The organism is Paenibacillus sp. B01, from assembly GCF_009649995.1.
In the GTDB taxonomy this organism is placed as follows: domain Bacteria; phylum Bacillota; class Bacilli; order Paenibacillales; family Paenibacillaceae; genus Paenibacillus_O; species Paenibacillus_O pasadenensis.
In genome coordinates, this window is sequence record NZ_CP045802.1 from 2,881,452 (window position 1) to 2,904,083 (window position 22,632).

At 63.4% G+C, this 22,632-nt stretch carries 20 protein-coding genes; 15 read left to right on the top strand and 5 right to left on the bottom strand.

Annotation, left to right across the window (positions count from 1 at the left end; all coding sequences use genetic code 11):
* The first annotated feature begins 1 nt into the window (after position 1).
* From GE073_RS12445 to GE073_RS12475, 7 genes are all read left to right on the top strand, one after another.
* On the top strand, positions 2 to 949 hold the full coding sequence (locus GE073_RS12445) for a carbohydrate ABC transporter permease (RefSeq protein WP_153783553.1): 948 nt from the start codon (positions 2 to 4) through the stop codon (positions 947 to 949).
* Between the two features lie 49 nt (positions 950 to 998).
* Positions 999 to 2,528, top strand: coding sequence for a glycoside hydrolase family 43 protein (locus GE073_RS12450; RefSeq protein WP_153783554.1), 1,530 nt, complete (start codon positions 999 to 1,001; stop codon positions 2,526 to 2,528).
* A 337-nt stretch (positions 2,529 to 2,865) separates the two neighbouring features.
* On the top strand, positions 2,866 to 4,254 hold the full coding sequence (locus tag GE073_RS12455) for an ABC transporter substrate-binding protein (RefSeq protein WP_028597695.1): 1,389 nt from the start codon (positions 2,866 to 2,868) through the stop codon (positions 4,252 to 4,254).
* A 10-nt stretch (positions 4,255 to 4,264) separates the two neighbouring features.
* Positions 4,265 to 5,101: a sugar phosphate isomerase/epimerase family protein gene (locus tag GE073_RS12460; RefSeq protein ID WP_228551459.1), complete on the top strand. Its 837-nt coding sequence runs from the start codon at positions 4,265 to 4,267 to the stop codon at positions 5,099 to 5,101.
* Positions 5,082 to 6,176, top strand: a complete 1,095-nt coding sequence (locus tag GE073_RS12465) for an alpha/beta hydrolase (protein WP_228551461.1) — start codon at positions 5,082 to 5,084, stop codon at positions 6,174 to 6,176. The genes GE073_RS12460 and GE073_RS12465 overlap by 20 nt, the downstream gene beginning before the upstream one ends.
* Positions 6,177 to 6,411: 235 nt before the next feature.
* Positions 6,412 to 7,575, top strand: a complete 1,164-nt coding sequence (locus tag GE073_RS12470) for a glucosaminidase domain-containing protein (protein ID WP_153783555.1) — start codon at positions 6,412 to 6,414, stop codon at positions 7,573 to 7,575.
* Positions 7,576 to 7,639: 64 nt separating this feature from the next.
* Complete coding sequence (locus tag GE073_RS12475; RefSeq protein WP_153784727.1) at positions 7,640 to 10,096, top strand: type IA DNA topoisomerase; 2,457 nt, start codon at positions 7,640 to 7,642, stop codon at positions 10,094 to 10,096.
* On the opposite strand, the gene GE073_RS12480 is transcribed toward GE073_RS12475, so the two are convergent.
* Positions 10,057 to 11,883 carry an ABC transporter substrate-binding protein gene (locus tag GE073_RS12480; protein ID WP_052332988.1) on the bottom strand — a complete coding sequence of 609 codons (1,827 nt, stop codon included), beginning with the start codon at positions 11,881 to 11,883 and terminating at the stop codon, positions 10,057 to 10,059. The two genes, GE073_RS12475 and GE073_RS12480, sit on opposite strands and share 40 nt — an antisense overlap.
* Before the next feature lie 204 nt (positions 11,884 to 12,087).
* On the opposite strand from GE073_RS12480, the gene GE073_RS12485 reads away from it, so the two are divergent.
* Positions 12,088 to 12,282, top strand: coding sequence for a hypothetical protein (locus GE073_RS12485; protein WP_028597699.1), 195 nt, complete (start codon positions 12,088 to 12,090; stop codon positions 12,280 to 12,282).
* Between the two features lie 97 nt (positions 12,283 to 12,379).
* On the opposite strand, the gene GE073_RS12490 is transcribed toward GE073_RS12485, so the two are convergent.
* Entirely contained in the window at positions 12,380 to 13,132 is a 753-nt protein-coding gene (locus GE073_RS12490; RefSeq protein WP_028597700.1) for an HAD family hydrolase, read from the bottom strand.
* Between the two features lie 44 nt (positions 13,133 to 13,176).
* On the opposite strand from GE073_RS12490, the gene GE073_RS12495 reads away from it, so the two are divergent.
* From GE073_RS12495 to GE073_RS12515, 5 genes are all read left to right on the top strand, one after another.
* Positions 13,177 to 13,509 carry a hypothetical protein gene (locus GE073_RS12495; RefSeq protein WP_153783556.1) on the top strand — a complete coding sequence of 111 codons (333 nt, stop codon included), beginning with the start codon at positions 13,177 to 13,179 and terminating at the stop codon, positions 13,507 to 13,509.
* A 127-nt stretch (positions 13,510 to 13,636) separates the two neighbouring features.
* Entirely contained in the window at positions 13,637 to 14,359 is a 723-nt protein-coding gene (locus GE073_RS12500) for a phosphonate ABC transporter ATP-binding protein (RefSeq protein ID WP_028597702.1), read from the top strand.
* Positions 14,360 to 14,435: 76 nt separating this feature from the next.
* A complete protein-coding gene (locus tag GE073_RS12505) occupies positions 14,436 to 15,047 on the top strand; it encodes a DUF3298 and DUF4163 domain-containing protein (RefSeq protein WP_153783557.1) in 612 nt (203 codons plus the stop codon).
* A 22-nt stretch (positions 15,048 to 15,069) separates the two neighbouring features.
* The gene (locus GE073_RS12510; RefSeq protein WP_153783558.1) at positions 15,070 to 16,689 is read left to right on the top strand and encodes an amino acid permease; all 1,620 of its coding nucleotides are present in this window, start codon (positions 15,070 to 15,072) and stop codon (positions 16,687 to 16,689) included.
* Positions 16,690 to 16,862: 173 nt separating this feature from the next.
* Positions 16,863 to 17,516 carry an MOSC domain-containing protein gene (locus GE073_RS12515; protein ID WP_228551463.1) on the top strand — a complete coding sequence of 218 codons (654 nt, stop codon included), beginning with the start codon at positions 16,863 to 16,865 and terminating at the stop codon, positions 17,514 to 17,516.
* A gap of 159 nt (positions 17,517 to 17,675) precedes the next feature.
* On the opposite strand, the gene GE073_RS12520 is transcribed toward GE073_RS12515, so the two are convergent.
* Positions 17,676 to 18,653 carry a YpdA family putative bacillithiol disulfide reductase gene (locus GE073_RS12520; RefSeq protein WP_153783560.1) on the bottom strand — a complete coding sequence of 326 codons (978 nt, stop codon included), beginning with the start codon at positions 18,651 to 18,653 and terminating at the stop codon, positions 17,676 to 17,678.
* 167 nt (positions 18,654 to 18,820) lie between these two features.
* Here GE073_RS12520 and GE073_RS12525 point away from each other — a divergent pair, with 167 nt between their 5' ends.
* Positions 18,821 to 19,342 carry a hypothetical protein gene (locus GE073_RS12525; protein ID WP_028597707.1) on the top strand — a complete coding sequence of 174 codons (522 nt, stop codon included), beginning with the start codon at positions 18,821 to 18,823 and terminating at the stop codon, positions 19,340 to 19,342.
* Positions 19,343 to 19,449: 107 nt separating this feature from the next.
* Here GE073_RS12525 and xerS read toward each other — a convergent pair whose 3' ends face one another.
* Entirely contained in the window at positions 19,450 to 20,538 is a 1,089-nt protein-coding gene (gene xerS / locus GE073_RS12530) for a tyrosine recombinase XerS (protein WP_153783561.1), read from the bottom strand.
* Positions 20,539 to 20,703: 165 nt separating this feature from the next.
* Positions 20,704 to 21,843, bottom strand: a complete 1,140-nt coding sequence (locus GE073_RS12535; protein ID WP_153783562.1) for a metallophosphoesterase — start codon at positions 21,841 to 21,843, stop codon at positions 20,704 to 20,706.
* 194 nt (positions 21,844 to 22,037) lie between these two features.
* On the opposite strand from GE073_RS12535, the gene GE073_RS12540 reads away from it, so the two are divergent.
* A complete protein-coding gene (locus GE073_RS12540; RefSeq protein ID WP_043110953.1) occupies positions 22,038 to 22,550 on the top strand; it encodes a hypothetical protein in 513 nt (170 codons plus the stop codon).
* The last annotated feature ends 82 nt before the right edge of the window (positions 22,551 to 22,632 follow it).

A 22,632-nucleotide genomic window follows, 5' to 3' on the forward strand; every position in this document is an offset into this window, starting at 1 on the left:
AGTGACAACCGCCCGCTTGTTTTCGCTGGAAAGCTGGAAGCGCTGGTCATGGTCCATCGTCCGGCTGACGCTCATCGTCGGCCTGTCGTTCGTCATCCTGTATCCGATCCTTCAAAAGATCTCGACTGCGATCAAGGACAAAAAAGACTTGTATTCGCCGATCGTCGTGTGGATACCCGAAACCTATTCCTGGAACAACTTCAAGCAGGCCATCTCAATCATGGATTACTGGCATACGCTGCTCAACACCTTCTCGCTGTCGCTGCTGACGACGGTGCTGGCCGCAGCCTCGTGCGCGCTGGCCGGCTACGGCTTCGCCCGGCTCAAGTTCAAGGGCAGCGGCCTGCTGTTCGCCGGCGTCATCCTGACGATCATGGTGCCGCCAACGACGATCCTGATTCCGATCTACCTCAATCTGAAGGACTTCACGCTGATGGGCATCGTCCCGCTGCTGACCGGGAAGTCGGTCAATCTGCTCAACACGTATTGGCCGTTCATCCTGACGAGCATCACGGCGAATTCGTTGAAGGCCGGCCTGTACATCTTCATTTTCCGGCAATTTTTCCGAGGCGTGCCCAAGGAGGTCGAGGAAGCGGCCTACATCGACGGCGCGGGCGTCGTGCAGACGTTCCTGCGCATCATGCTGCCGAACGCCGTCCCGTCCATCGTCACCGTCACGCTGTTCTCGTTCGTCTGGCAGTGGAACGACAGCTTCTTCACGACGACCTACCTCACCTCGAGCAAGGTCATGTCGACGCAGCTCTCGTCGCTGCCCTACAACCTGGCCATCTTCCTGCAGGACGGGGATGCTTCGCAGGCGGATCCGTTCTATCTGAGCATGGTCCAGGATACGGGCATCCTGCTGGCGATCCTGCCGCTCATCGTCCTTTATCTGTTCGTGCAGCGCTACTTCGTCGAGAGCATCGAGCGGACCGGCATCGTCGGCTAGCGCGGCGCATCGACGGCTTGTTGAATTCGATTTTCGTGGAGGCATCCTTATGAGCGCAGTCATCTCGAATCCGATTGTGTGGGCCGATGTGCCGGATCCGTGCGTCATCCGCGTCGGCTCCGCCTTTTACATGGTCAGCACGAGCATGCACTCGATGCCCGGCTGTCCGATCCTGAAGTCCGTCAACCTGCGGGACTGGGAGCTGATCGGCTACGTCTACGATACGCTTGAGGACAACGAGGCCCATCGCCTGCAGGACGGCCGGGGCATCTACGGAAAAGGCTCCTGGGCGGCTTGCCTCAGGCAGCATGGCGGCTGGTTCCATGTCTGCTTTTCCAGCAACGACATGGACCGCTTCTACATGTACCGGACGCGCGACATCGAGCGCGGTCCGTGGGAGCGCCATGTCATGCCCGGCCTGCTGCATGATCCGAGCCTGCTGTTCGACGACGGGCGCGTCTATGTCATCCACGGCAACGGCGACATCCGCATCACGGAGCTGACGGCCGATGCGACGGCGCGGCTGCCGGGAGGCGTCGACCGGCTGCTGCTTGCGACGGAGTCCGAGGGCATCGGGCTGCGCTGCGAGGGCTGCCATGCTTTCCAGAGGAACGGCTTCTATTACCTGTTCTTCATCGAATGGCCGCGCACGGGAAATCGCCGGCGCCGCCAGCTCGTCTACCGCTCGGAGCGGCTGCTCGGACCGTACGAGCGGCGCGAGCTGCTGGACGACGATCTCGGCTATCGCAACAACGGCGTCGCCCAAGGCGGCATCGTGGACGACGGCCTTGGCGGCTGGCATGCCGTGCTGTTCCAGGATCATGGCGCGGTCGGCCGCGTTCCGTGCGTCGTGCCGGTGACCTGGGAGGACGACTGGCCGGTCTTCGGCGTCGATGCCAAGGCGCCGCTGTCCTATGCGACGGGGCTGCCCGCATCGGCGCCGCAGCCGCTTGCCGCAAGCGACGAGTTCGACTACGGCTCGGACCGGCTCGGACTTTTCTGGCAATGGAACCATAATCCCGATCCGCGGCTCTGGTCGGTGACCGAGCGGCCGGGCTATTTGCGGCTGCGGACCGGCATGCTCGCCAGCAGCGTCGAATACGCCCGCAATACGCTGACGCAGCGGACCGAAGGACCGGCCTGCAGCGCGAGCGTGCTGCTCGACGCCGCCGGCCTGCTGCCCGGCGATCGGGCGGGACTGGCCGCGCTCTCGTCGCAGTTCGGCCTGATCGGCCTGCGGGCGGAGGCGGACGGGAAACGAAGCGTCGTCATGGCGGTGAAGGGCGAGGACGGAGGGGAGCTTGTGCGGGAGAGCCGTCCTTACGCCAAGGACCGCATTTTTCTGCGGCTTGACTGCCGCTTCGAGGAGGGAGAGGATATCGCGGAATTTTTCTATTCGGAGGATGGAGCGGCATGGGAGCGGCTTGGCCCGCCGCTGGAGATGGCGTATACGCTCCATCATTTCATGGGCTACCGCTTCGGGCTGTTCTGCTATGCGACCGAGCATGCGGGAGGCTTCGCCGACCTGGATTATTTCCGCTATCGCAAGGTCAGCGGGCGGACGGCGGCTGATGGCTGATGCCGGCGCCAGGCCGTTCCTGGTTGAAGTCGCGGACGTAGCCGAGAATTTCCGGCGTGACGGCATTGCGGGTCACCGGCTTGAAGGGGAGGTGAATGGCATGATGCGGCGCGGCCCAAAAAAGTGTAACGGATAGGCATGCATCGGCGTTACCTTGAACGTGCAGGCTTCCCGGACGCTGCCTTCCGGAACATAGACGGCGCCCCAAGGCTTGAATAGGCTGGAAGCCAACCTAAAAGAATGAAATCTGACCCGAAAAATGAAGAAAAGCTGTCTTCGCAAGGGGTATTGAAAGCGCTGCATCGGAGATGCAGCCGATTCAAAAGGGGGATTGTTCATGGTCAACAATTACAATCGCAAGATGATGCTGTCTGCGAGCTGCCTGCTGCTCGCGCTCATGTCCGCCTGCAGCAGCGGCTCGGGCAATGGAAACGGCGGCCAGGCAGGCGGAGCCACGAATGCGCCGGCTGCGAGTCCGGCGCCAAGCGGGCCGGCGGAAAATGCCGCGGCCGAGGAGCCGTCCGGCACGGCCGAGATGGACTTCGACATGGGCGGCCGCACGATCAAATGGGCGTCGTGGTACGACGAGTCGATCAAGGAAGACAATCCGGACAATATCGAGCGCAAGAAGAAGCTCGACGAGCTGATGGCCAAGCACAATTTCAAGATCGAATATGTGACGGTCGATTACGGCGAATATTCGAATAAAGTGACGGCGTCGCTGCTCGCCGGCGAGCCGATCGGCGACATCGTCCGCGTGGCCAGGCCTTGGATGATTCCGACGCTGGTGCAGCAGGAGCTGTTCACGCCGGTCGACGAGTACACGAAAAATGAAAGCGTGTTCCTCCCGCAATACACGAATGTGTATTCGAGCTTCGAGGGCAGAGGCTACGGCTTCCGGGCGGGAGGCGCGGGCGCCGCCGGAGGCATCTTCTACAACCGCACGCTCATGAACAAGCTCGGCCTCAAGCCGCTGCAAGAATACGTTGACGAGGACAACTGGAACTGGGACACGTTCATCGACGTCGCCAAGCAAGGCAACAAGGACACGAACAATGACGGAAAGCTGGATACATGGGGGCTGGCCAGCGCCTCGATGGTCATTCAGGCGCTGGCGGCGAACGAGGCGAACCTGGTCATCGACGACAAGCAGAACCTCGAGGATCCGAAATCGAAGGAAACCTTCGACTTCATCTCGAAGCTTGTGACGGAGAAGGTCCCGCGTCCGACCGAGGGCGGGGACTGGACCGAGCCGGGTCAGTTTTTCCGCCAGGGCAATACGCTGATGGTCGCCGGCGCCGACTATGAGATGGACGGCTTCAAGAAGGACATGACGGACGACATCGGCTTCCTGCCGTTCCCGAAAGGGCCGAGCGCGACCGCGTACCATTCGCATCTGACGATTCCGAACTACTTGACGATCCCGAGCGGAGTCGAGCATCCCGAGCAGCTGGTCTACCTCTATGAAAAGATGAACGACATCGACTCCGTCTACGACTATCCGAAGCAATCCTCGCTCGAAACCTGGTTCAGCAGCGAGGACGACATCAACAACGCGAAGATCGCCGGCGAAAGCATCAATGTCGTCGACGGCAAGGACGGTTATCCGAGCATGCCGTACTACGAGTTCGTCGACGAGCTGATGCAGGGCGTATCCGTATCGACGGCGATCGAGAAGTACAAGGAGCCGTTCCAGGCCGCCATCAACGAGGTTTGGAAAAAGTAGACTGGGGGCGATGAACATCGCAAGGATGACGTTGACCGGATTCGCCGATGAGATCTCATCGGATCTGGAGGAGCAGCTGGACGTGCTGGAGTCGGAATCGATCCGCTATCTCGAGCTGCGCGGGGTTCTGGGCAAAAACGTGCTGGATCTGACGGACGAGGAAGCGGAGCGAGTGAAGAAGCGGCTGCAGCAGCGACGGTTCGGCGTGTCCTCGATCGGCTCCCCGCTCGGCAAGATCGGCATCGGGGAGGCGTTCGAGCCGCATGTTCAGCGGGCTCGGCGCGCGGTCGAGCTGGCGCGGTTTTTCGAGGCTCCGTTCGTCCGCATCTTTTCCTTCTATATTCCGAAGGGAGAGCATGAGCAGCATCGCGAGGAGGCGCTGCGCCGGATGAAGCGGCTGGCCGAGCTGGCCGAGTCGGCCGGCGTCGTGATGGTGCATGAAAATGAAAGCCATATTTACGGCGACACCGCGGAGCGCTGCCTCGAGCTGCTGGAGAGCGCCGCTTCGGACCGCCTGCGGGCCGCGTTCGATCCGGCGAACTTCGTGCAATGCGGCGTCAGGCCGATGGACGACGCCTACCCGCTGCTGAGCGGTTATATCGCTTATGTGCATGTCAAAGACGCCGTGATGGGCAGCGGGCAGGTGACGCCCGTCGGCGAAGGCGACGGCCAGTGGAGCGAGCTGCTCGCCCATCTGCGAGGGCAAGGCTATGCCGGCTTCCTCTCGCTCGAGCCTCATCTGCCGGCCCGAGGAGAGTGGGAAGGAAAGAGCGGAGCGGAGCGGTTCGTCATCGCCAGCCGCGCGCTCAAAAAGGAGCTGGAGGCCCATGGAATCGACTGGTCGTAGGCGGATGGAAGCGAGCGGCGGGGAGCGGCCGGACGGGCAGCGGCCGGGTGTGCCGGACGGGCTGACGCAGCCGCTGCCGGCGGACCGGCAGGGCTCGATCCAGGAAATTGATTATGAAGCGCGCCATTACATCAATGCGGCCCGCCAGCTCGTCTCCTCCAGATTCGTCGATCCTGCGGAAGCCGGCAGGGAGGTCGTGCGCGGAGAGCCGATCCGCAAGCGCTGCAGCCTCTATTTGCCCGCGGGTTATGAAGCAGCGCCTGCGGACGCCCGCTGCGACGTCCTCTATTTGCTGCATGGCGTAGGCGGCGACCACCGCGAGTGGCTGGACGGCAGCGGCCAAGCAGGCGGGCGTCCGCTGCTCGCCGCGATTCTCGACCGTCTGATCGCGGCAGGAGACATCCCGCCGACGATTGTCGTCTTTCCGAACGGACGCAGCGCGGTCGATTGGACGGACCGCTCCTTCAACACGGAGGGGACCAACATGCTCGGCTTTTATTATTTCGACTATGAGCTTCGGCATGACCTGATCCCCTTCATCGACGCCCGCTACCGGACCAAAGCCGCGGCGGCAAGCGGCGTGCCGGGCGGTGACGGGCAGGGCGGACGGAGCCATCGCGCGCTGGCCGGCCTGTCCATGGGCGGGATGCAGGCGCTCAATCTCGGGCTCGGCGGCTTCCGCCACGATTCGGCCGTATTCGCAGGCGGCGCGAGCCGCTACGGCAACGGACTCGTGCCGACCGTGCCGGCTCCGGGCATGACCGACCTGTTCTCGGCTGTCGGCGCGTTTTCCAATGCGCCTACGTCAAGCGGCGGGCAGAGGCTCGGGGCGAGCATCCGCGCCGCAGGGTTCGCGGTCCGCCAGCTTATGCTCGTATGCGGCGACGAGGACCTGCTCGTCCAGTCGAGCTTCGAGGAGGCGCTCGACGGGCTGAAGGAAGCGGCGGGCGAGCGGCTAGGCTCGCTGCTGCGCGAGATCGTGCCGGGCGGCAAGCATGACTTCGGCGTCTGGACGTATGCGGCGTACCGGTTTCTGCTCGCCGCTTTTGGAACATCCGGCTCGACCGGAAATTGAAGCTTCCGAGCAGCGCCGCTTTCTACGGAGAGCGACGCTGCTTTTTTTGCCGTCCGCTCGCGTACGCAGCGGCGATCCGGTGTCGCGGCATATCCGAACGGCCGGTGGAAAATGCTGGGCATGCAGGAGAGAAGCGGCGGTATGTCCAAAACCTTTTTCGGCTCTCTTTCTATGAATTATGGTACAATCGGCCTATTGTCTTTTGAACCTCATTCATATTAAGGAGAGATGTCACGTGAACATGCCAGAAGGCGCCGCGATTGTTACTCCTTCGGATATCCGCCATATCAGAACCTTTATCGACGATAAATATCCGGGGAAGCCCCAGAACGAAAAAAGCGAGCTGGTCGCGGAAGCGATCCGCCGCGTCATCTTCCATCAGCTGCCCGACTTCGCAGAGGGCATCAAAAAAGAGCTGGCTTCTCGGCTCGTGCGCCGCAAGCTCATCCAGAAAGGCTTCGTCCGCCGCGACGATGTCGTCGAAGCCTGTCTGGAGCTCGACATCCGCGACCAGCGAATCGTCCGGCCGCTGCGCGAATGGATCGAGCGCAAGCTGGACGTCACGGTCGAGGACCGGGAGCTGCAGCGCGTGCTGCGTCTGGTCAAGCCTGCGCGCTCGGAGCGCGGGAGCGAGGCGCTGCTGGGCCGCATCGCCAAGGAGCTGGACGCCTCCTCGCCGGGTGCGTCCGAACCGATGGAGGAGCAGCGGGCCGGGTCGTCCTGGCTCGCCGGAATGCCGAGCATGCGCATCTTGACGGCTGCCATTGGATGCGTCATGATCATGGGAGGCATGCTCGTGTACGTCGTGTCGCTGCTCCATGACCGTTCCGAAACGGCGGGCATGGCGGTCGTTTCGGCGGCTGCACTGGAGCAGCCGGAGGCGGCTTCCCAGGCGGCGCAGCCGAAGCATGCGGCGGCCGAGCCCGCCGCGGCGCCGGCAGCCGAGCCGAGCCCGAGGATGGACAACGATCTTCCGCAATCGCTGCAATATGCCGATATCGACGAGGCCGCGCTGCAGCGCTTTTTGGAGAGCCGCTCCTCGATGCTGGCCGGATCGCGCTACATGGACGCGATTCTCGACGCGGCGCGCCATTACAATATTCATCCCTTGCTGCTGTTCGCCATAACGGGACAGGAACAGAGCTTCGTGCCCGACGACCATAAGCGGGCCAAGCAGATGGCCAACAATCCGTTCAATGTGCATTACAGCTGGCAGAACTTCAATACGACGATCGAGGAATCGTCCATGATCGCAGCCAAAACGGTCGTCAACCTCAGCAAAAACCGTCCCGAGGACCGCGACGCGATCGTCTGGATCAACCGCAAGTATGCGGAGGACAAAAACTGGTCCAAGGGCGTCCAGAGCATCCTGGACATGCTGGAGGAGATCGCGGCCTGACGGATGGCCCGCGGCCGGGCTGGCGCATGGAGCCTCTTTCGCCGACGGAGAGGAGCCGGTGCAGCTGAAGACGCTGATCATCGCCGAAAAACCCGATATGGGCCGCAACATCGCGGCCGTCATGGAGCCCAAGGCGCAGAACCGCCGCACTCATCTCGAGGGCGAGCGGTTCGTCGTCACTTGGGCTATCGGTCATCTCGTCGGTCTCGCCGAGCCCGACGACTACGACCCGCGCTACAAAAAATGGAAGGATAGCGACCTGCCGATCATTCCGGACGTGTTCAAGCTGTCCCCGAACCCGCGGACGAAGGACCAGCTCAAGGTGATCGGCGAGCTCGCGCGCAAATGCGGCCGGATCGTCAATGCTTGCGATGCCGGGCGGGAAGGCCAGCTGATCTTCCATTTCATCCGCCGCCATCTCAAGCTGACGCAACCGGTCGACCGGCTCTGGATCTCCGATCTGACGCCGGAGACGATCCGCCGCGGCTTCGAGCAGCTCGCGAGCGACGACAAATATGCGCCGCTGACGCGGGCCGCCCAGGCGCGCAGCGAGGCGGACTGGCTGATCGGGATGAACGCCTCGCGCGCGTTCACGATCCGCCATCGCGCGCTGCTGACCGTAGGCCGGGTGCAGACGCCCGTGCTCGCGCTGCTGTATGACCGCCACCGGGAGATCGAGGCGTTCCGTCCGGAGACGTACTACCGGATCGAGGCGTCGTTCGAGCAGCCGGGGGCCAAGTACAAAGGAATCTGGCAGGGGGATCGCCTGACGGACGGAGCCAAGGCCGCCGCGATCGCGGACAAGGTCAAGGGCAAGACCGGAACGATCGCCAGCTACGAGAAGGCGGAGTCCAAGGAGTATCCGTTCCGCCTGCATGACCTGACGCTGCTGCAGCGGGAGGCGAACGGCCGCTACGGCTTCCCCGCCAAAAAGACGCTCGACGTGGCGCAGGCGCTGTACGAGAAGCATAAAGTCATCACCTATCCGCGGACGAGTTCCAACTATTTGACGGAAGAGACGATCCCCGTCATGGCCAAGGCGCTCGACATGCTGCGAGGAACCGAATACGGCGAGCTTGCCGCCGGAGCGGACCGCGGGAAGGTACATAAAGGGAACAAGGCCGTCTGCAACCCGGCCAAGGTCGAGGATCATCATGCCATCCTGCCGACGCCCAAGCGTCCCGGCTCGCTGAGCGCGGACGAGAAGAAGATTTACGATCTTATCGTGCGCCGGTTCTTGTCCCATTATTACGGACCTGCCGTCTACCGCAACCATACGGTCATGACCGTCGTGGAGGAGGAGACGTTCCGGACGCGGGTCAAGCAGCTGCTCGACCCGGGCTGGAAGGTGACCCAAGCCGAGGCGGAGCCGGGCGACAAGAAAAAAAGCCGCTCCAAAGGAGCGGCCGAGGACGAAGCGGACGAGGAGACGCTCACGGACGGCGAGTTCGCCGTCGATCCCGAGGCGCCATCGCGCTGCAAGTCCGCCAAGGCGGAGGAGAAGGCGACGCAGCCGCCCAAGCCCTACACGGAGGGCACGCTGCTCAAGGCGATGGAGAGCGCCGGCAAGGCGATGGAGGACGAGGAGCTGCGGGAGACGATGAAGGACAGCGGCCTCGGCACGCCGGCGACGCGCGCCGCTACGATCGAGCGGCTCAAGCAGGTCGGCTACATCCGGACGGCAGGCAAGAAGCTGGAGATCGAGCCGAAGGGCGCCTCCGCGATCGAGCTCATCCGCGGAGCGGGAGTCGAGCTGCTCGCCTCGCCGGTCATGACCGGACAGTGGGAGCGGAGGCTCGTGCAGATCGCGCGCGGAGAAGCCTCGGACGAGGCGTTCATGGACAAAGTCAAGCTGTTCGCCCGCTCCATCGTCGACAAGGTGCGGCAGCAGCCGCCCGCCCCGGCGGGCACCTTCCAAGAGCCCGAGCGCAAAGGCGGACGCAAAGGCGCTGCCCGAGCGGCCGGCGGCCGCTCGCAGCCGGCTTCGGCGGCGGCAGGTCCGTCCGGCCGCAGGTCCGGAGCCGGCTCAAGCTCGCCGGCCGCCCCAGCCAAGCGGGAGGGGACGAGAGCCGGCGCCGCTCCGGCCAAGCGATCGGGGGCGAGCGCCGGCGCCGGTCCCGCTGCCGCAGCGGCGGGCAAGCAGCGGCCGGGCGGGCAGCAGCGGCCGGGGACGAGCGCCCTGCGCGCCTCGCCGGCGAGCGCCGGACAGCCTTCCGCCTCCGATGTCTTGTCGGGCGTGCGGGAGCGACAGGCGTTTGGCGCCTGCCCTCTTTGCGGCGGAGCCGTCATCGAAGGCAGCCGCGGCTACGGCTGCTCGCGCTTCCGCGAAGGCTGCCGCTTCGTCGTCTGGAAGGAGCAGCACGGCAAGAAGCTGAGCGTGACGATGCTAGGCGCGCTGCTCGCCAAAGGCAAAACGGGCGTGCTGGCGTTCAACGGCGAGGACGGACAAAGCCGCAAGGGCCGTCTCGAGCTGGCGCCTCCCTACACCGGAGAGACGAGGCTTTCCCTGGAGCGCTCCTGAGCTTCCGACACGAGCCACACATCCTTGAAATCCATCCATCCAAGCTTGTTGATGTCGATGCCGCGGACGGAAGGATGCACGTACGTGTTCATCGCCCGGTGGATGAGGGGCAGGATCTGATGCTCGTTCAGCAAGCGCTGCTCGATTTGCCGAAGCAGCGCTTTTCGCTGTTCCGGCAGCTCGGCGGAGAACAGATGATCGAGGTTGCGCCTGACCCAGTGCAGCAGCGATTCATCCATATGCTGGCGCATGTAGCTGGAGTCCTGCAGGTAGTTTTCCAGCTCGCACACCTCGTCCTCGGCGATAACGAGATTTTGCAGGATGCAATCGGCCTCCATGACGAGCTCGGGAGGGTAGATCGACGAATGGGACTCGAAGCGCAGCTCGAGCGGAATGCCGATTTCGGCCAGGCGCTCCTGCAGCCAGTACGCTTCGCTCCGGTAGGCGGGGCTGGTGAGCAGGACGATCGGGCTCCCGTCGTAGCCATGCTCCTCCAGGAGGCGTCTCGCCGTCTCCGGCTCGTATCGTTCCAGGATCGGAAAATCGGGCATCGCCGGCATGTAGCTGTGGGCTGGCCGGCAGGCGTCCCCGACCGCGCGGCTGAGTCCCCAGCGGTCGACGGCCAGCTCGACCGCCTGCCGGAAGACGACGGAGCGCTGCGGACCGGACTTCCTCCGGTTCCACGAGATCAGGCTGCACCCTTTGTTGAGCGTGCGGATCTGGCCCCATTTCTGCTCGGGCCGGACGGTCAGGCGGCTGTCGCTCGCCATGATCTGGCCCCATTTTTGCCGCGTCTCGGTCGGGATGTCCTCCGGCATGACGGCGATCTGCACTTCGTCGAGATAAGCGCGTCCTTGGAAATAATGCTCATGCACCGACAGGTCGATCCGCTCCGGCGTCCAGCGGGCAAGCCGGAACGGCCCGGTGCCGGAAGGCAGCTGCCAGAAGCGCTCCGGATCCTCCCGCACGAGATCGGCCGGCAGAATGGAGGCGACCGCGGAGCAGAGCAGCCGCGGCAGCAGCCGGTTCGGCTGGCGCAGCGACAGCCGGACCGTCCGGTTGTCGAGCGGCACGGCGGCGATCATCGTCTCCAGCAGGAACCGGTTCGGCTGGCCGTCCGCCAGCCGGTTGAGCGTGAAGCATACATCCTCGGAGGTCATCTCCGTGCCGTGGTGGAAACGGATCCCTTTGCGCAGATGGAACACCCAGACGCGCGCATCGTCGCTGCATTCCCAGTGATGGGCGAGGGAGGGGAGCAGCTTGCCCTCGCGCGCGTCGAAGTTGAGCAGGCGGTCGAAAATCTGATGGATCAGATGGGAGTCGAACGAAAAGAACATCCGGGCGGGATCGAGCGACACGGGGGGCCGATAGACCGGCAGCCGGAAGATGTCCCGCTGGTCCAAGAGGCCCTCGGCGATCCGGTCGGAGCCGAAGTGGCCGTTCAGGAAGTCGACGAAGCGGTCTCGGGCCGCGGTCCGGTCGCCATGATGCTTCATCAGTCTGAACGCCTTCTGATAATCGCCGTTGCCGGCCATCTGCTTGGCCGTATCGAGCAGGAACTGCTCGCGGCTCATGAGGAACTCGATGCGCGAGCGGACGCCGCGGCCGCGGCCGGCATGCCAGCGCAGCCAGTTCTCCTCCTCCAGCTTGCGGATGATCAGCTTGACGTTGCGCTCGGTGCAGTGGAACAGCTCGGCCAGCTCCTCGAGCGACACCTCGACGATCGTATCGGGGTCCATGACGCGGTAATGGTCGAGCAGCAGCAAATACCTCTCGGCGCTAAGCATGACAGTTCCTTTCTCCTTTTTTTGGCTCATCGCATCCGGGACAAGCGATGCGGGCCAAGGGCAGCGTTTTCTTTCCTGAAAAAGAGGAAGCATTCGGATTTAATTGTACACTTTTTGTTCCTGTTATGTCATGAGATACTTGGTTCAGGGCAAAAAGAAGAACAAAGAACGAATCCAATCCAGCCCGCGAGGAGAAATGAACCGATGTACGAAACGATTTACCGACATGAGATGGAGATCCAGCGCCATCATCGAAGCTCCGCCACCCACAGAAGGCTGTTTAACGCCGTGAACGAGCTGACGCCGAAAGCGAACAATTCCGATTATAGAGGCCGTATGAGCCGTCAGATCTGGAAGCCGCTGCACGCGATGATCGTCTTCACGGGCTTGCGCAAATGAGCCGCGGCGCCGCAGTCAAAAAAGGACAAAAGCGAAGGGCATGAGAAGGACCGGAAATCCGGAACCTCTCATGCCCTTCGCTTTTTGGTTCAGGCCGTTAGGAAATTCGGCCGCGGTACGAGGCGATGCCCTGCGGAACATCCCGCAGATGCTTCAGCTGCAGGAACGCCCCTTGGGGCTCGACATCGATCGTCACGATATTGTACTCCCACTCGGTGAACGGCTCCACGTGGATCGCATGGATGCCGGTCGAAAGCGCCGGCACGACGTCGGTGCGGATGGAATTGCCGACCATCCACGTCTGGGAGCGGTCGAATCCGCCCGAGCGGAGGATGTCCTCCAGCGCGGCGGTATTTTTGTGCTGGCGGATATAGATCCGATCTCCGAAATACCGCTGCAGGCCGAGCCGATCGACCTTGCGCTGCTGGATCAGCGGCTCGCCGCCCGTATACAGATGCAGCCGATGGCCGGCCTCGGCCAGCTCCTCGAGCGTGCTCTCCATATCGGGGTAGGGCTCCGCCTCTTGCTCGTAGACGCTCTGTCCCATGCTCCACAGCAGGTCGATCTCATCGGAGCCTTCCTCGCGTCCGGTAAGTCGGGACAAGTCGATGTAGGTGTCCAGGAAGGATTGCGGGAAATGGTCGCTCTTGAAGCCGATCGCATGGACGCCGGCGATGTCGATCTCCTGCTGCTTGCGGCGGATGACAGCCTCCGTCAGCTCGGGATAGGCGTGAAACCAGGTCAGCATGGCGTCGACGAACTGGTCGATGACCAGATTGAAATATTTGTTGCAGTGGATGAGCGTGTCATCCAGATCGAACAGGATGGTCTGCGGCGTAGGCTTGGCCATAAGCGGTCGTTGTCCCTTCTGGTCTGACTGGAGCAGTCAAGCTTTTGACTCCAATCTACTGCACCGGGGAACATCCGTCAAACGGTCGCGTCGGCGCCGCAGCCGATCTATGCGTATCGCTGCGTCTTGGCGGCGAGATTCTTCTTGATGAAGGCGATGCGCTGCCGGACATAGAAATCGCGGCTCTCGCCCTTGAGCTCCGAAGGAGTCACGGAGGAACGGGAGCCGTTGTCGATAATCGTCAGCCGGCCGTCATCGTAGAATTTGAAGGTCAGATCGCGGAAGGGGCGGTGGCGTTCGACAAATCGAAGGTGGTTGCAATTCATCTCGATCACGCTCCAGATCAAGGAATGGAGGAACGTTTGTTCCTGTTTTGATTATAGCAAACATTTGTTCGCGTGGAAAGTGTTTTTTCAATCCCGTACACTGGTGGAATAAGGATGACAACGATTGCAGGCCGGCAGCGAATTCATGCCGGACCGCCAGAAGGAGTGCAGCAGCGCCATGATCCATATCGCCCATCTCAAGAAACAGTTGCCCGCCGGCCCGACCGTGCTCGACGACATCAGCTTCCGGGCGGACGACGGGGAATTCATCGCCATCAAGGGAGCGAGCGGCAGCGGGAAGTCGATGCTGCTCAAATGCCTCGCGCTTCACGAAAGCTGGACCTCCGGAACGTACAAGCTGGACGGCAAGGAAGTGCCGACGACCTGGTCGGGCCGCTATCGGATCCGCCGCCAGGTCGCGCTGATCGAGGAGAAGCCGTCGCTTCATCCCGGCCGCACCGCGCTCAAGAACGTGCTCGTCGGCTCGGCGGCGCAGGCATCCGTCTTCCGGCGGCTGACCGGCATGGTCCGCAGCGACGACTACATGGGCGCGATGGACACGATCGAGAAGCTCGGCCTGCTCGACAAAGCCCACAGCAAGGCGGACAAGCTGAGCGGCGGCGAGCGGCAGCGCGTCGCCATCGCCCGAGCGCTCGTCCACGGCGCCAAGGTGCTGCTCGCGGACGAGCCGGTGTCCGGACTCGACCCTCACGCGGCGGAGAAGGTGCTCGGCGATCTCAAGCGGCTGTGCAAGGAGCAGGGGCTGATCGTGATCGCCGTGCTCCATCAGGGCGACTGGGCCGAGCGCTACGCCGACCGCATCATCGGGCTGAACAGCGGCAAAGTCGCGCTGCAGGTGAACGGCCGCAGGCTGACCGAGCGCGAAAAGAACTTGCTTTGACCAAGCGGCATGATTTTCCGCCCTCCCTTCATACAATCGGAATGATCGATTCTATGGATATGGCAGGTGGAGAATCATGCCGTTCGTGCAACCGGCTTCCGTACACACGAGCCGCGTCGTCAGGCCCAAGACCGAGCTGCTGCTGCCGGTCGTCTCGATCGCAGGCGAGGAGGAGGCGACAGCCGCGATCAACGGCTCGATCCGCTCGGCGGCGCGGATGCTGATGGAGGAGCAGGGCTCGCTGGACGATCCCCGCTCCGAGATGCTCGGCTTTTACGAGCTCAAGAACAACCAGAAGGGCGTGCTCAGCCTCTCGCTCTTCAACTACGCCTATACCGGCGGAGCGCACGGCCTGACGCTGCAGCGCTCGCTCACCTTCCTGAACGACGAAGGCAAGCCGATTCCGCTGTCCGGGCTGTTCAAGCCGGGCTCCGACTACCGCAAGCGGCTGTCGGAGCTGGTGGCGCTCCAGATCAAGCAGCGGGACATCCAGACGCTGCAGCCGTTCGAGGGCATCCGGCCCGACCAGGATTACTACATCGCCGACCGCGCGCTCGTCATCTGGTTCAGCGTGTACGAGATCACCCCTTACGTGTTCGGTTTTCCTTATTTTCCGATTTCCGTCTACGACCTGACCGACCTGATCCGCGAGGACGGTCCGCTCGGCGTCATGGACGTCAACGATTAAGGGAGCGAAGGGGGACGAGGGCATGTGGATCTGGATCGGATTCGGCATGTACGGGGCGGCGGCGCTGGCATGGCTTGCCGTGTTCGCGGCGGCGGAGCGGCGGCGCCAGCTCGGCGGATACCAGTCGCTGACGAAGTACGCGGCCTACATCCAGTTCATGCAGGACAAGAGCGAGCTGAACCGATACGGATATGCGCAGCGGCTGAAAAGGGCGTTCGGGCCGTTCGCCGCGTTCGCGCTGCCGTTCAACGCGATGGCGCTGCTCGGCGGCGGAGCGCTGTTCCTGCATGTCGCCGGACCGGAGGCGGCCGGCGGGCTTATCCTGTGGGCCTGGCCGCTGCTCGGCCTGGGAGCGCTGGCCGTGCATGCGGTGTCGGCGGAGCTGATGTCTGCCGTCCCGACGGCCAAAGGAACGTCCCACGCGGCCGAATGGCTGGCCGGGAAGGCGGCCGGCAGAGCGAGCGGCTTGCTGCGGCTCGGCGGCCAGTGGGCGCTCGCGGCCTGGATGAGCCTGGAGGCGGCCCGCTGGCTCGGCCAGTCCTGGCAGGGCTGGCTCGGCGGATCAGCCGCCGCGGTCGCGGCAGTCGCGCTGGCGGTCGCGCTGGCGCTGCAAGGACTCGTTTGCCTGGCCGGCAACGGCTGCTTCGGCTTCGTGCAGCGGGCGGTCGCCGCCGTCCAGATCGGCTGCTGCCTGCTGCTGCTGGCGCTGCTCGCCGGGGCGCTGTGGCCGAACTACTCGCTGCCGTCGATCTTGCCGCCGCTCGGTCAAGGCGCGGGGACGGGCGCCGTTCCGCTGAACGCCGACTGGGCGCTCGGCGCGCTGCTGCTGTGGAGGCTGTTCCTGTCCGGCGGAGCGGCGGAAGCCGCGGCCGAGGAGACGGTGGAGCCGCGGATGCGTCTGCCCTGGGGACAGTTCCAGTCGGCGGCTTATCTATACACGGGCGGCTACGTGCTGCTGGCGCTGGCCGCCATGTACGCCGCGTCCCGGCCGCTCGGCGGCGCAGCCGGCGCGTGGCTCCACCCCGTCAGCTCGGCCATCGCGAGCTCGCCGGGCGCGGTGCTGGCGCTTGACGCGCTGGTCGCGGTCAGCCTGCTGGGCGGCTCGCTCTCGCTGCTGTTCGCCTCGACGAGGCTTGCCGGCGCGCTCGCCCGCGACAGCAGCCATCCCGCCCTGGCCCGGCTCGCGCGGGTTGCCGTCAAGCGGCGCACCTACGACGGAGCCGCCATGCTGGCCGTCCTGGCGGCAGCGGCGCTTGCCGCAGGCTCGGCGCTGCTGCCGGCTTCCGGCGGCGCGCAGACGGCCTTCCTGCTCGCGCTCGGCGTCATGCTGCATCATGGAGCGCTGCTGCTTCCGCTCTCCGGCCTGCTGCGGCTGCGTCGGGGGCAGGAGCATCCGGCGCTGGCTCCGCTCTGGTCGCCCGGGCCAGCGCGCGGGCTGCTGCGCTGGACAGCGGCCGCCGTCCTGGCCGTTGTCGCGGCGGCCGCGGCCGCCATCAGCCCGGCCGCCCTGGCCGCGGCGCTGGTCTGGCTCGCGGCGGCGCTGCTCGCTTCACGGCCGCTTGCCGCCGCAGGAGCGGCGGACAGCCGCAGCCTGCCGAGCCGCCAGGAGCTGCTGCAGCTGGAGCGCTCCCATCCCCAATAGGCTCGGGAAATGTTGGGCCTGACTATTTCCCGGGGAAGCGCAGAATGCAACACGATTAAAAAAGTTTCGACACGCCCTGTCGCAAAGACGGCTTTCGGTGTCGAGAAGAGGGGGCGGGTTGCCGGAGGGCGCCCGCTTCTTTTATAATGGGCCGGAAAGGGAGGCGGAAGCAGGTGGAGCATAAGGATCGCAGGATCGTTTCGGTCAATGTCGGCTTGCCGGCGGCTGTCCGCCACGGCAGCCAGACGGTCATGACCGGCATCTTTAAATATCCGAGCGAAGACGCGGTACGTCTCGGAAGGACCGGGCCGGATGGGGACGGACAAGCCGACCTCAAGCATCACGGCGGGCCGGACAAGGCAGTCTGCGCCTATTCCGGACATCATTACCCGGAGTGGGAGCAGCGGCTGGAGCGGCAGCTCGGCTGGGGAGCTTTCGGCGAGAACCTGACGCTGAGCGGGATGGACGAGGAAGCGGTCGTCATCGGCGACCGCTATCGCTGCGGACAGGCGCTGCTGGAGGTCAGCCAGCCTCGTCAGCCTTGCTTCAAGCTCGGGCTGAGGCATGAGGAGCCGCAGCTGACGCTATGGGTCCAGCAGAGCGGGCGGACCGGCTATTATTTCCGCGTCGTCGAAGAAGGAGAGGCCGCAGCCGGCATGGAGCTGTCGCTGGAGCATCGCCCCGCGCACGGCATGACCGTCGCCGAGGCGAACCGCATCTACTACACGGCCAAGAAGGACGCGCAGGCGATCCGCGAGCTGCTGGCCGTGCCGGAGCTGGCCGACAGCTGGCGGACGGTCTTGTCCGCTCGGCTCGAATCGCTTTGACGAAGCCGGGTTCAGATGGCCCTTTTGGATAAGGGCCATTTTACGGAGGCGTTACTTTTGTAAGCCGAATTATGTAAACCATTAATCCTCTTAACTAAAAGACGGCCGGAACCGAAAAAGACCGGCCGCGAGCGCGGACCGGTCCAGAATTGGCTTCGATCATGCTCTTGCGAGCAGATGATCGGCGATCTTGACGCCGTGGAAGCGTCCCGTCTCGATGAAGATCTCGTTCGCTTCATGCCGCGAGGCGACGACGCCGGCCAGGTAGACGCCCGGCACGTTCGTCTGCATCGTGTCGGAGTCGAAGTATGGATAGCCCTCCGGCTCGATCGCCACGCCGATGGAGCGGAGGAAGTCGCGATCCGGATGGAAGCCGGTCAGCGCGAGCACGAAATCGTTCGGCAGCTCGGCCTGCTCGCCGTCCTCGCTCTGCACGACGATGCTCGCGGGCGCGATCTCGACGACGCGGGAGTGGAACAGCATGCGGATTCGCTCTTTGCGGACGAGGCTCTCGAACACGGGCAGCACCCACGGCTTGATCGATGGGGAATAAGCCGGCTTGCGGTAGACGACCGTCACCTTGGCCCCGGCCCGCTCAAGCTCCAGCGCGGCGTCGATGGCCGAGTTGCTGCCGCCGATGATCGCGACGTCCATGCCGGTATACGGATGGGCTTCGCGGAAAAAGTGGCTGACCTTGGGCAAGTCCTCGCCGGGAATGCCGATCCGGTTCGGATGATCGAAGTAGCCGGTGGCGACAACGACCGCCGCGCAGCGGTAGGCCCGCTCCTCGCCATGCCTCGTCCGCGTGCTCAGCGCGAAGCCGTCCGGCTGCGGCACGACGGACTCGACCTTCTCGTAGGCGTGGACGCGGATGCCGCCGCGCAGCGCGACGGTGCGGTAGTAGTTGAGCGCCTCCAGCCGCGTCGGCTTCTCCTGCGCGGTCGTGAACGGCACGCCGCCGATCTCCAGCAGCTCCGGGGAGCTGAAGAAGCTCAGGTAGGTCGGGTACTGGGAAATGGAGTGGACGAGATTCTCTTTTTCGATGATGAGCGCGTCGATGCCGCGGGCGCGCAGCTCGAGAGCCGCGGCCAGGCCGCATGGTCCGGCGCCGATGATGATGACTTGTTCCTGCTGCAACGTACCTTCAACCTCCGTTCGGACGCCTTGCCGGCGCCTGATGTACTAGCTATTGTACCTTCGCCTGATTTTGGAGGCAACCGCAGGCTTTCTCTATGGCGCAGAGGGGATTTCATGTATAATGGATTCACTAACACGGTTATGTGGCTTATAGAGGGGGATCTGGAATGCAGCGGAGATTTGTGATTGAAGCGGTCATGGTGGCGACTTATGGACAGCTGCTCGTTCCGAGCCTGCCGGTTGACTTCGTGCTGCCTTACTCCACGGTTCTGGAGCTATACGAGATGAAGGACAGCCCGGAGCCCGTCATGGACGATCCGACCGAGGACGCTTTCGTGCGGGGCAAGATCGGCGAGCTGATCCTATTTTTCGAGGATTCGCTCAACCGCAAGAAGATCGAGCGCGCTTTGACGGTGCCGTGGAGGGAGAGCTCTCCGCTCATCCTGAACGACCGCATCCAGTTTACGGTCGTGAACGCGGTGGACAATGCGCATTATGGAGAATATTTCGATCCGGTGGAGACGGAGCTGCTGCTGACGGCCTCCAAGTTCGATATTCCGATCCTGTCGGATCAATACGAGTTCCAGGATCGGCTGATCGAGGCGGAGGTGCCGGTGCAGGTATTCGACATCGAGGACTTCGACTACGCGGTCGAAGAAGGCGCGCAGCCTCAGCTGTTCGACCACTAAGAGCTGAGGCTTTGGCGCAGCCGCTCGACCGCTAGGAGACGCGGCTTTAGCGGAGCTGTTCGACCGCTAGGCTGCGGCTTCGCCGGGAATCCGGCGGGACCGGGAGGCTAGCCTTCCCGGTCCCGTTCGCGGTCGATCGCTTCCTGCATCGTCTTGTCCGTCAGATGGGCATAGATCTGGGTCGTGTCCGGCGAGGCGTGGCCGAGCTGCTCCTGCGTCTTGTACAGGTCGTTGCGCAAATAATAATCCGTCGCGAACGAATGCCGCAGCTTGTGCACGGACAGATACGGCTTGCCGAACCGCTTGGCGTACTTGAGGACCATCTCCTGGATGGCCCTTTTTGTCATGCGCGAGCCTTCCTTCTTGCCGTTGGCGACGGCGAGGAACAGCGCCTTCTCCTTGCGGGGAGCGGCGTAGCGGATGTCCCGCAGCTGCAGGTAGGCCTGCAGGTCCTCCACCGCCTGCTGGCGGAAATAGACCGGCGTCTTGAACGTATCATCGTTGCTGCCCTTGCGGTACGCATAGACGAGCTTTTTTTTGAGATCAAGATCGTCGACGTTCAGGTTGACGACCTCGGAGACGCGCAGGCCGGAGTGGAGAATGAGGCTGACGATGCAGCAGTCGCGCGTCGAATTTTTCTCGAAGGCGTGCAGCGCCTGCTTGCTGAGCGCGGGATCCTGGCCGTACTCCGACTTGACGAAGCGGAGGAATTCGTCGAGCTCCTCCTCCTGCAGCAGCTTGCCCTCGAGCTTGGCGGCCGTATCCTTGGGCTTATGCGTGCGCTTGATCGCGACCTTGGCCATCACGTTGCGCTTGAGCAGCGGATAGAAGTCCTCGTCCTCGGCGATCTGGCTCAAATAATGAAAGAGCGAGCGGAGGGAGCTGAGCTTGCGCGAGACGGTCGTGCGGCTGTTGGCGTGCAGCGGCTTGGACGCCAGGAACATGCGGTAGCCGTCGATGCTGTCCATGTGCAGCTTCTCGAGCTCCTCGAGCTTCACATCGGACAGGGCGGGGCCTGCCGCCAAGCCTTCGGCGATCAGCCAGCCGAGGAAGGCCTCATAGTCCCGCACGTATTCGAGCAGCGAGGAGGGAGAGAGGTCGGGCAGCTTGTAGTTGATGAATTTCTCGATATACCACGGCATGGAGGGAACGCGCCGATCCAGCTCCATGCGGTCCTTCACCTTCAAGATGTTCATGAGCGGCTCCTCCAATCTTTTCCTCCGTATTGTAGCAACTGCCGTTTCCCCCGACAAGCTTCCGTGCGGCATGCTTACTTTCTAAGGATAGTTATGTAAACCTTTAACGGCATTTAAAAAACCGCTCGGTAAAACCGGGCGGTCAGACCAAACCAAGATGATCGATCAGGATGAACGGAACGTCAACGTAATGAGCAGCGCCTCGCTGCGGCTGAACAGCCGGACCGGCGGTCCCCAGCTGCCGAAGCCGGAGGAGACGAACACATGCGTGAGCGACTTGCGCATGTAGCCCCAATCGAGCTCGAACAGGCGGCGCGTGACGAGATGGTTGGGGGCGAACTGGCCGCGATGCGTATGGCCGCACAGCAGGACGTCCGCGCCGGCCGCGGCCGCTTCGGCGAAGCCGTACGGCTGATGGTCCAGCAGCACGATCGGCGCCGAGGAGTCGATATCGCGCAGCAGCTCGGCTGTCGGCAGCCGGCCTGCGCCGGGCAGCGACTCGGCGGTGCGGTCCTTGCGGCCGGCGATGACGATGCCTCCCGCATCGATCCATTCGTCCTGCAGCACCGGAATGCCCGCCTGCTTCATCGCCCCGACGTAGGCGGGGATGTCTCCGCCATAATATTCGTGGTTGCCGAGCACCGCGTACGTGCCGAGCGGCGCCTTCAGCTGCGAGATGACCTCCGCCATGCGCAGATGGAGGAAAGGCTTGACGCTGTCGTCGAGCACGTCGCCCGGCAGCAGGATCAAGTCCGGCCGCAGCTCCTGGCTGATGCGGACAAGCTTTCTCAGATGGCGCTTGCCGACGATGTCGCCGAGATGGATGTCGGACGCGACGAGCAGCGTCACGCTGTCCCGATCCGCCATCGGCTTGTCCACCTGCACGCTGTGGCGCCGCACGATCGGGCTGAACGCGTTGCGCGTGCCCCAGGCGAGCAGGACGAGCAGGAGCAGCAGCACGGTCCAGCCGGCGGCGCCGGCATAAGCGTCGAACGAGACGCCTGTAGCGCGGGCGGCGAGCCAGCCGAGATCGGCGAGCGGCAGCAGCAGGATGAGGTATTCCAGCGCGGCGATGGAGTAGGAGGCGGCGGCTTTGAACAAGCGCGCCGGCAGCGCTCCCCAGAAGCGGACGAGCGCCATCGCGAGGAAGTACGAGACGGACGCGAGCACGACGGCCGTCCACATGCCGATTCCCGGCGACAAGCCTTGGCTGGCGAGGAATAGCGAGAGATTCCACCCGATATAATAGATCAGGGCGGCGTAGATCACGATGACGGATACGAGGGCAAGCCATCTGCGGCTCATGCGGGCATTCTCCTTTTTGGCTGTCAATCGGGCTTCGTAGACTAGCGTAACTGGTTTTGTAACTTTGTTGCAACTTATCTCGCAGCCGGCCCGTTTATAATGGTACCAACAGCTGATTCACCCCTTGCGAGCAAGGGTAATGAACGTCAAGCTCTTGTCACAAGTCCTAGCTTTGCGAAAGGGAGACGAGCCACATGAAAAAAAGTCTCATCAGCATTCTCGCCACCGCCTCGATCCTGTTCTATTTCATCTCCACGGCCAATGCCGTAGGCGGAGACTATCAGCCGGTGCAAAAGACGGCCGACACCCAAACCGACTATATCGAATCCATCACCCATAAAGAAGGCAAATGGTACATAACGGTCGATCCGATCGAATGGTACGAAGGCAAGGAAGCCGACGAGCAGTTCCTGAAGCATGAGCCGGACAGCGGCCTGGACGGCGCTCCGGACGGCTATTATATCGTCAATGACGATACGACGGCGACTACGTACGAGATCTCGCCGGATGCAGCCGTGCTCATGCAGCTGTATGACCGCACAGGAGACCCGGCCGAGCTGGAGACGCAGTGGAACGAGCCGGTCGCTCTCGACGAGTTCGCCAAGCTGTATGCCAAGAACGACGTGCTCGACCTCGCCGACTTCCCGTATCATCTGACGGTCAAGGACGGCGTCGTGACGAAGATCGTGCAGCAGTTTATTCCTTGATGCACCCCATGGAGCATCGGCTGATGCATCGCTCGACCAGTTTAATCAAAAAATCCTTCGGCCCTCAAGCGGCCGAAGGATT

Bases quoted from the DNA above. Each gene is read 5' to 3' on its own strand.
- GE073_RS12510 (WP_153783558.1), top strand. From the start codon at position 15,070: ATGTGGATCTGGATCGGATTCGGCATGTACGGGGCGGCGGCGCTGGCA.
- GE073_RS12485 (WP_028597699.1), top strand. From the start codon at position 12,088: ATGTACGAAACGATTTACCGACATGAGATGGAGATCCAGCGCCATCAT.
- GE073_RS12490 (WP_028597700.1), bottom strand. From the start codon at position 13,132: ATGGCCAAGCCTACGCCGCAGACCATCCTGTTCGATCTGGATGACACG.
- GE073_RS12505 (WP_153783557.1), top strand. From the start codon at position 14,436: ATGCCGTTCGTGCAACCGGCTTCCGTACACACGAGCCGCGTCGTCAGG.
- GE073_RS12540 (WP_043110953.1), top strand. From the start codon at position 22,038: ATGAAAAAAAGTCTCATCAGCATTCTCGCCACCGCCTCGATCCTGTTC.
- GE073_RS12465 (WP_228551461.1), top strand. From the start codon at position 5,082: ATGGAATCGACTGGTCGTAGGCGGATGGAAGCGAGCGGCGGGGAGCGG.
- GE073_RS12460 (WP_228551459.1), top strand. From the start codon at position 4,265: ATGAACATCGCAAGGATGACGTTGACCGGATTCGCCGATGAGATCTCA.
- GE073_RS12480 (WP_052332988.1), bottom strand. From the start codon at position 11,883: ATGCTTAGCGCCGAGAGGTATTTGCTGCTGCTCGACCATTACCGCGTC.
- GE073_RS12525 (WP_028597707.1), top strand. From the start codon at position 18,821: ATGCAGCGGAGATTTGTGATTGAAGCGGTCATGGTGGCGACTTATGGA.
- GE073_RS12535 (WP_153783562.1), bottom strand. From the start codon at position 21,843: ATGAGCCGCAGATGGCTTGCCCTCGTATCCGTCATCGTGATCTACGCC.
- GE073_RS12455 (WP_028597695.1), top strand. From the start codon at position 2,866: ATGGTCAACAATTACAATCGCAAGATGATGCTGTCTGCGAGCTGCCTG.
- GE073_RS12450 (WP_153783554.1), top strand. From the start codon at position 999: ATGAGCGCAGTCATCTCGAATCCGATTGTGTGGGCCGATGTGCCGGAT.
- xerS (WP_153783561.1), bottom strand. From the start codon at position 20,538: ATGAACATCTTGAAGGTGAAGGACCGCATGGAGCTGGATCGGCGCGTT.
- GE073_RS12500 (WP_028597702.1), top strand. From the start codon at position 13,637: ATGATCCATATCGCCCATCTCAAGAAACAGTTGCCCGCCGGCCCGACC.